The sequence below is a fragment of the Nitrospira sp. BLG_2 genome (assembly GCF_049222245.1).
In genome coordinates this window covers 1-8,037 of record NZ_JBLYIG010000430.1, presented here as the reverse complement: position 1 = coordinate 8,037, position 8,037 = coordinate 1, and the positions used below count along the sequence as shown (strand labels likewise).

Sequence of the window (8,037 nt, the reverse complement as noted above, 5' to 3'; positions counted from 1 at the left end):
AACTTGCCCGCTTCCAACTGCATGCCAACCGCGTAGAGGGCTTGTAAAATATTATCGTGCAGGTCTCGGCTCAAGCGCTCGCGTTCTTCCATGGCCAGCTTGCGCTCGGTAATGTCCTGAACCGCGGCAAGGAGGAGCGGTTCGGCATGACCCGATAACTCCACGCGAGTCGCTTTGACTGAGACCCAAATAATTTCACCGGACTTACGAATGTATCGCTTCTCGTAGGTATATTCTGATCGAATCCCTCGGAAAAACTCGCCCGTCAACACGATGTTGGCGGAAAGATCTTCGGGGTGCGTATAGAGGGCATACGTACTGCCGATCACTTCACGTTCTTCATATCCGGTCAGCTCGCAAAAAGCTTTGTTGGCGCTGATCGCGCGCCAGTTGTCATCGAGAATACAGAGCCCGACAGGGGCTTCCGCCACGAAGCGCTGGAGTCTACGCTCGCTTGCACGTAAGGCTTCCTCGGCGCGTCTGTGTTCGGTAATATCACGGAAGCTCCAGAGGCGGCCGACGATTTCATCATCGAGAATCTGCGGTCTGGCGTGGCGCTCGAAAACCCGTCCGTCCTTGAACTCAAGCACATCAAAGCTTTCCTGATCCGGATGGGCATAAAGCTCGCAAACTCTGCGTATAAATGCCTCGGGGTCATGAATGTGTTCAGCGACTAAGGTCAATAGCGCCTCGTGGTTTCCGCTGTTCGCGAATGAGTGGGGGATATTCCAGAAATCAAGGAAACGCTGGTTGACACTGGTGACCGTTCCCTGTCGGTCGACAACGAGCAAGCCGTCCGCGACCGAATTGATGGCGGCTTGGAGGAGTGAGGAGGACCGTTTGCGGTCATCGATATGCTGAACGACGGCGATGAAATAAGCCGGTTCGCCGGCGTCCGAACGGATCAGCGACACAGTCTCGGCGACCCATACCCACGTATCGTCGCCGCGACGATACCGTTTCTCCATCGAGCACGAAAGACGTTTGCCGGCGAGCAATTCTTGGAGATGAGTCCGATCGGCGCAGACGTCATCGGGGTGCATGAGATCCCGTGATGTTCTGTGCAGTATGTTCTCCAAGGAGTGGCCTAGCGTCTCGCAGAGGCGGGGGGTCACGCGGACAAATTGCCCGTCGAGACTAAGCTGCGCAATTCCTACATCCGCATGTTCACAGAGAGCTCTCCAGAGCGCCTCATTTTCCCGTACCTGCTCATCGGGCCGGAGGCAGAGGTCGAAGGTCGCACCCTCTTTGCGCCGAGGTTTCAGCTCCATAGGGCTCGCCAACTCATCTTGAGTTCCTGCTTGCCACGGCGCATCGGCTGTTGCTTCACCAGGCTGAGCGCAGAGGAATTCACGGACTTGACCGGCCGGATGCGCCGATAGGCGTGCAGGGGCACGGCTATGTTCTGCGTCGGCCAATGCCTGTTGCAATTCGAAGACTCGGCGGCGTAGGCCGACAAGTTCGGTGAACATCAGGCTGTCGGTATCCAGCGGCGCGCTCATAGGGAAGAGACCCGGTGTCATACAGATGAAACTACAAGGCTGGCCCTGTCTCCATGGGAGGTGGGTCAATCTTGGAACATGCGCTTGAAGGTAGTATAAGCCTGGCAATCCATCAATGCCAGAGGGGTCATCGGAGCCAGGTAAGCGTTGGAGGAAAAAGCCCTAAGGGGGTTCGTTATAGGTGCGCTAAAGTTTTTGACTTCGCGCGGCACCGGACACTTGGGTTTCCTTCATGAACCAAGCAACAGCTTCCGTGCGGCGCTTGACATGAAGCTTATCGAAAATATTGGCCAGATAGTTTTTCACCGTTTTGTCGCTCAACCGAAGCTGGACGGCGATCTCCTTATTTGTTTTTCCCTCAGCCAGAAGCGGCAGGATCAAGCGCTCTTGCGGGGACAGCCGGGAGGTGCCCTGGGAAGTCGCTCCAAGGTGTGAACTGGTCCGAATCCAATGCAGGGCTTGCTGAGTGACTCGGGGGTCCAGATAACCATGGCCGCTGGCGACGATACGAATGGCGCGAATCAGATCGTCCATTCGAACATCCTTGAGTATGTATCCGTGGGCGCCGTTTTGAACTGCGGCCATCACTGTGGAATTTTCGGCGTAACTGGTGAGCACGAGAATCCGAAGCTTCGGCGCAACGGCCAGAAGCCGCCGACAGGCTTCGGTGACCGAGGCGTCGGGAAGCTTCACGTCGAGTAACGCCATCTGCGGGGCAAGACGCTCAACGGCGGCTACGCCGTCCGCCACAGTGGCGGCCTCCCCCACGATCGCCATATCCGGTTCCAAGTGCAACAGCGCGCGGAGCCCTCTACGGACCATCTCGTGGTCGTCAATAAGAACAATGCTGGTCGATGGCTGTTTCATACGGAAGTCAAAAGGGGTTCCAATGAAAACTCCGCAATGACTTGTGTGCCCTCTCCGATCTTGGACTGGACTCTCAATATACCCCCTAGCCGTTTGGCTCGAGTTTCCATATTGGCAAGCCCGTATCCTTGTGTCCGTCCGACCGCTGTCGAAAATCCGATGCCGTCGTCATGGATGCCCACTCGAATTCGGGTTTCTCGCATTCGAATCGAGACGACGGCCCGGGTTGCGTTGGCATGGCGCGCGCAGTTGCTGAGAGCCTCGCGCACGATATTCAGGATTTCCTTCTCTTCCTCGTTCGTCAGCACATCAATGGCGCTGCGTTGGAGATCCAGCTTTATCTGTACTCTTCCTGTTTGCTCGTAAGTCGTGCACAGAGTGAAGAGTTCCGAAGATAAATCAAATTCTTGGACACTTCCGGATTCTAACTCTCGAATCATCCCGCGGACCTCATGGATCAGCTGATTGATCTGCTGGATCATCCGGTCGTCGGTCTCTTTGCCTTCCGCCGTTTGATCGTTCCTGTTCCGCTGAGCCGTTTCAATGTTCAAACCGATCGCATACAGCGACTGCAACACGCAGTCGTGCAAGTCTCGACCGATACGGGTGCGATCTTCCAGGAGCTTACTCAAACGGCTTTCAGTCGCCTTGAACGCGGTGGTTAATTCACCGGCGCATGGCTCCAATTTGCGCAGGCCGAAAGACTCCTTCAGAGGGCGTACGGCCTGAGAAAGGGGGAGTGCTGAGGTTGATCGAAGCCCGCCGTCCAACAGTTGAAAATTGGTCTTGCTTTCCGCCACGTTACCGTCCTCCTTATCTGACGCCTCATACCTAATTACCTAGTCTTTGCTGATACCGCCTATCAGGTCACAGCGTCATCTTATATGTAATTGCGGCTCGGAAATCACCTGGCGGACCCGCCAGGTGACGTTTCCTTCGCGGTAATGGTTCCATTCGCCTCCTTCGCCAGACAATCAGCCCTGTCAGACCCTGCATCAGGCCATCCAGGAGGAATAGTATGCAAGCATTAGAGACCGACGAGGAAAGAGGAATACGCTTCTACGAGGGAGAGTTTCTCGTCAAGACGCTCGAAACAAAGGAAGACCTAACTCAGGCGTATCGATTGCGGCATCGTATATTTGCCGAACGGCTGAAGTGGGTGCCTGAACGGGCCGACCGCCTCGAAGCCGATGTGTATGATACGTGGAGCACTTCGATCGGCATATTCGCAAATGATGTCAGATTGCTGGGATTAGTCCGCATGACCCATGCGCCTGTCCCGTTCATGTTGGAGAGTGAATTCAGCGCCTGCCTTGTGGGAAATCACTATGTCCGGAAAGAAACTGATACCGCGGAAATCACGCGACTCGCTGTCGATCCGGAGATTGCCGATCGCGGGCTTTCCGCAAGGCTGATGAAAGCGATCTTCAAAGGCATGTACCAATGGTGTCTGCTTCATGATGTCCGTTACACATATATGGTGGTGGAACATAGGCTACTGCGGGTTGTTCAACGCATGGGATGGCCATGCCGCGCCATTGGAGAACCGGTTGCGCTGCCACCGACAGAGGTGCTTTCTATCGGTGGGCTACTCGATTTGGACGAGTTTCGCTCACAAGCCTCAACGTGTCGTCCTGGTATGCTGGATTGGCTGACAACGACAACGCCGGCTCCTGGCCCGAAACGCGTACGCCGACCAGGACTGGGCCAAGAAAGGGGCACGGTGGAATATGCAGAATTGGCGGAAAATCGGTTATTGGTACACACTGCCTAGCCGTTGAAGCGTACCCCGGCAGCAGGTAACCCCGAAGCTGGTGCAAATGAATGCTTAGATGGCGGTGGGCAGCCCATGAAGGGCGGGTAGACCGTGCTCCATGGCGGTTGCGACGGCTTGAGATCGGGAAGTCACCTCCAGTTTGGAGAAGATGCTCTCAATATGGAATCGTATGGTTCGCTCACTGACTCCAAGAATCTTGCCGATTTCCCAGTTGGTTTTTCCATTCTTCATCCAATTGAGGATCGTGACTTCCCTAGAGGAAAGCTCCTTGACGCATCGATCTGTTTGCGGCACGGATTTGGGGGCGGTTCTTAGCAAGGCCATATGAATGTAATACCCTGCGTATTCGACGAGTGGAACCATTCGTTTTGCGTCGAGAGTTTGCTCACTGGCGAATGAACAGAAGGTGGCGACTCCGCAGGCTTGATCAACGGATCCTGTCGTGATGCCATCACAGAGACCGAATTGCCGTGCCGTGGCGATAAACTCATGTTCTTTCTCGGAGGACATGTGCCGATAGATCTCTCGCCAGTGTTGCGTGCCGGGTGATTTCAAAGCGGACTTGAATACCGGGTCGACGTCCGCAAAGCCATTTTTCCAGTACATGTACAGCCATTCATCGGGATAACTGGCGTTGACGACATTACTGAATCCGGCAAATGTCCGATTTGGCCCAAGACGAACGAGCCCCCCTAAAGCTTTCGTGAAGCGGAAATGATTTTGGAATAGAACGAGCACCTCCCGCACGTCATCGGGAGTTCCCGCCTGCATGGCGTAATGGAGGACCTCAAGAAAGTTCCGGCACTCGGATTTTGAGAGAGCGTCAAAGGCAGTCTGCGGAAAAGGTTGTTTGGTGGACGTATGAGTCATAGAGACCCTCCTAACCTTTGAGGACGTGACCCTATAACATAGGAATTAGTAAAAAATCACCTTAAAATCACACTAGGCCTCTATAACATCATCTATAGGGCCAACTGTCTCTATACGTATGGACCATGTCTCTTCTTCCTATTTACTTTTGCTTGTCATGAGAAGATCATCTGAGAACAAAGCCTGCTATTGTAAACCCATAAGATACGATAATCTACTTAACAGTATACCAAGGTTCGGGTGCAAGTATGGCTCATCGACCGGTAGGCTGGGTCATTGCACTCGTCTTATTCTATTGTCTCCTAGAGCCGGCGATTGCCGATGCTCAAGCTCTTCGTTTTCAGCCTCAGGGGGCGCGCGCGGCAGGGCAGGGCAATGCTTTTGCCGCCGAAGCCGACGATGCCTCCGCGATTCGCTACAATCCGGCCGGATTGACCCAAGTTCACGGCATTCAAAGCGTGCTCGGCGTCAATTTGGTCGGCGGATCCGTCAAATTCAAGAGCCCGACCGGTGTCGAAAGCCATGGCGACTTCAATGGCAGTGTGAACTGGCCTCCTCCGAGTAATTTTTATCTCAGTGCCAATCTTGCCCGTATTGGATCATCCATGTTTTCGCCGGTGACGGTTGGAATCGGGTTAACTTCGCCCTTCGGATTGAATACTCGTTACCCCGTCGATGGCCCGTTCAATACGGCTGTGACCTCGGCCGCGCTTCCGTTGATCGCTATCAAGCCGACCGTTGCCTACAAGATAAGCGAGAATCTGTCGGTGGGCGTAAGCGCCGACATTTACACGTTTGCGAGCTTTCTCGGCGAAGGGCATGTCGAGCAGAAACAGATGAGCGCCGGAGTCTTGGGCATCCCGGCCGGGGCGTCTATCGAGCTCAATGGGAAAGGAACAGGGGCGGGCATCACGGCCAGCCTCCTCTATACCCCCGTAAGAAACGGAGCCGGCAAACCGATTATGTCCACCGGACTGATCTATCGCAGTCAAGCAGTTTTGCCGTTGAGTGGATCATTATTAGTCAACGGAGCGAAAGTGGCCGATGCATCCACCGATCTTGTCTTGCCGCAAATAATAACTGGAGCCATCGCAGTCTGGCCGGTGCGCACAAGCAAGAACGAATGGAAGGTGGAACTCGATGTCGAGTATGTGGGCTGGAGCCTGAATAAGAATCTTGATATTCGTCTTTCGAACGGGGCGACGATTCCCCAGCCGCAACAGTGGAACAACGTGCCGGTGATTGCATTCGGAACCGAGTATAAGTGGCTGAATCCGCGATGGCTCCCGCACTGGGAGGTCGCGGTGCGCTCCGGCTATACGTATACAGATGACCCTGTTCCGGATCGTACGTTCAATCCCGCGACAATTTCTTTGCCGGCTCATACGCTGTCGCTGGGTACCGGGTTTCTTTGCAAGGGAGCAGGGCGATTCCTGGGTGTGATCCCCTGCAGCGGAGAATCGGCTCTGTGGCCGAAAGGCATCGGACTCGATCTTGCCTATCAGGAATGGTTCTACGAATCGCGCGCCGTCATCGGCAATTTGAATCCGACCGTTGACGGGGCGTACGACGCGTTCGTTCGCCTAGGCGCGCTCAGTTTGCGTGCCCTATTCTAGGCGGCTGGTAGAGGCTGATACATGCTACTTGCTAAGCGCCTTACGGAGTTCCACGATAATTTTTGCATTCAGACCGATTTCCCGTAGCGCGTCATCGCTGGCCGAAGCCAGTTTGTCTAGGCTGCCGAATTGGTTTAAAAGTTGATTGCGTCTAATCTCACCGATTCCGATGACCTGATCCAATCTGGAGCCGACGAGTGATCTGCCTCGCAGCTTTCGATGGAACGTGATCGCAAAGCGATGGGCCTCATCGCGAATGCGCTGGAGCAGATGAGTGGAGGGAGATTGCGGTTTGAGCACGATCGGGTTTTTTCTTCCCGCCAGGAAGACGCGCTCCTCTTTGTCACCGCGGGCTTTGGCCAACCCAAGGATCGGCAGGCTATGTCGTCCGACCTCTTTAAGCCCTTCCAGCGCGGCGGCCAGTTGGCCTAATCCGCCGTCGATGAGAATCAAATCCGGCTGGGTCAGGTTCTCCTCCCGTCCATAGCGACGCGTGACCACCTCTTTCATGCTCGCGAAGTCATTGGCCCCCATGACTGTTTGGATCTTGAACCGTCGATAGTCCGCCTTCTTCATCTGTCCGTCTTCCCAGACGACCATCGAGGCGACGGACTGGTCGCCCATCGTATTCGAGATGTCGAATCCTTCAATCCGATGTGGAGCCTGCTCCAGCCGCAGTAACCGTTTCAGTTCCTCGCCGGCTTGCCGGTCAAGTTCCTCATCGCGCAAGTGGTCGGCGACAGCCGCAGCGGCATTTTCTTCGGCTAAGAGGACGAGCTGATGCTTGGCGCCTCGCTCCGGCGAACGCACACGAACGGATTCCCCTCGCTTGTCGGACAGCCATTGCTGAATCAGAGCGGCGTCCTCGAGATCGGTCGGGACAAGGACTTCTCTCGGTGGCTGCCCGTCCTTGTTGTAGAACTGCTCGATAGCGGAGCGGACCAACTCCTCATCGGACACCGCGGCGGACTGAGGCCAGAAGAAATCCTTCCGTCCGATCAGCAAGCCGCCCCGCACGAATAGAATCTGGAGGTCCACCGCAGAGCCTTGTCTGGCTAAGCCGATCACGTCCTGATCGGTAGCCGAGGTCTGCGTGATTCGCTGCTTTTCCAGCATCCGTTCGATCTTGAAGAGACGGTCCCGCAGACGGGCCGCTTCCTCGAATTCTTCTCGCTCCGCCGCCGTTTCCATGCGGACACGGAGATCGTCCAGCAACTCGCGATCTCGACCTTCCAGAAATTGGCGGACCTGTTTGACGATTTGGTGGTACTCTTCCTTCGACTGGTTGCCGGTGCAGGGCGCCATGCATCGCTTGATCTCGAATTCGATGCAGGCGCGGTCGGCGGTCCCGTCAATATCGATCGTGCATGTGGCAAGGGGAAAGACGTGTTTGATGACCTTCAAC

7 protein-coding genes are annotated in these 8,037 nt (G+C 55.2%); 2 read left to right on the top strand and 5 right to left on the bottom strand.

Annotated elements, in window-relative coordinates; translation table 11 throughout:
• The 3 genes from ACOSYY_RS11845 to ACOSYY_RS11835 all read right to left on the bottom strand — a co-directional run.
• The coding region (locus tag ACOSYY_RS11845; RefSeq protein ID WP_421662596.1) for a PAS domain S-box protein at nt 1-1,523 on the bottom strand (1,523 nt) is incomplete at its 3' end.
• 165 nt (nt 1,524-1,688) lie between these two features.
• Nucleotides 1,689-2,369 (bottom strand): response regulator, encoded by a 681-nt coding sequence (locus ACOSYY_RS11840; protein WP_421662595.1) that lies wholly within the window; start codon nt 2,367-2,369, stop codon nt 1,689-1,691.
• Nucleotides 2,366-3,169 (bottom strand): sensor histidine kinase, encoded by an 804-nt coding sequence (locus ACOSYY_RS11835; protein ID WP_421662594.1) that lies wholly within the window; start codon nt 3,167-3,169, stop codon nt 2,366-2,368. The genes ACOSYY_RS11840 and ACOSYY_RS11835 overlap by 4 nt, the downstream gene beginning before the upstream one ends.
• A gap of 218 nt (nt 3,170-3,387) precedes the next feature.
• Between ACOSYY_RS11835 and ACOSYY_RS11830 the strand changes: the two genes are divergently transcribed.
• Complete coding sequence (locus ACOSYY_RS11830; protein ID WP_421662593.1) at nt 3,388-4,143, top strand: acyl-homoserine-lactone synthase; 756 nt, start codon at nt 3,388-3,390, stop codon at nt 4,141-4,143.
• A gap of 54 nt (nt 4,144-4,197) precedes the next feature.
• Here ACOSYY_RS11830 and ACOSYY_RS11825 read toward each other — a convergent pair whose 3' ends face one another.
• Nucleotides 4,198-5,016, bottom strand: coding sequence for a helix-turn-helix transcriptional regulator (locus ACOSYY_RS11825; RefSeq protein WP_421662591.1), 819 nt, complete (start codon nt 5,014-5,016; stop codon nt 4,198-4,200).
• A 248-nt stretch (nt 5,017-5,264) separates the two neighbouring features.
• On the opposite strand from ACOSYY_RS11825, the gene ACOSYY_RS11820 reads away from it, so the two are divergent.
• Nucleotides 5,265-6,632, top strand: a complete 1,368-nt coding sequence (locus ACOSYY_RS11820; protein WP_421662590.1) for an OmpP1/FadL family transporter — start codon at nt 5,265-5,267, stop codon at nt 6,630-6,632.
• A gap of 24 nt (nt 6,633-6,656) precedes the next feature.
• On the opposite strand, the gene uvrC is transcribed toward ACOSYY_RS11820, so the two are convergent.
• Nucleotides 6,657-8,037, bottom strand: a 1,381-nt coding sequence (gene uvrC / locus ACOSYY_RS11815) for an excinuclease ABC subunit UvrC (RefSeq protein WP_421662589.1), incomplete at its 5' end; no start/stop codon positions are given.

What these genes read in the sequence shown, in the direction of transcription:
- ACOSYY_RS11840 (WP_421662595.1), bottom strand. Translation starts at nt 2,369, where the DNA reads ATGAAACAGCCATCGACCAGCATTGTTCTTATTGACGACCACGAGATG.
- ACOSYY_RS11830 (WP_421662593.1), top strand. Translation starts at nt 3,388, where the DNA reads ATGCAAGCATTAGAGACCGACGAGGAAAGAGGAATACGCTTCTACGAG.
- ACOSYY_RS11825 (WP_421662591.1), bottom strand. Translation starts at nt 5,016, where the DNA reads ATGACTCATACGTCCACCAAACAACCTTTTCCGCAGACTGCCTTTGAC.
- ACOSYY_RS11820 (WP_421662590.1), top strand. Translation starts at nt 5,265, where the DNA reads ATGGCTCATCGACCGGTAGGCTGGGTCATTGCACTCGTCTTATTCTAT.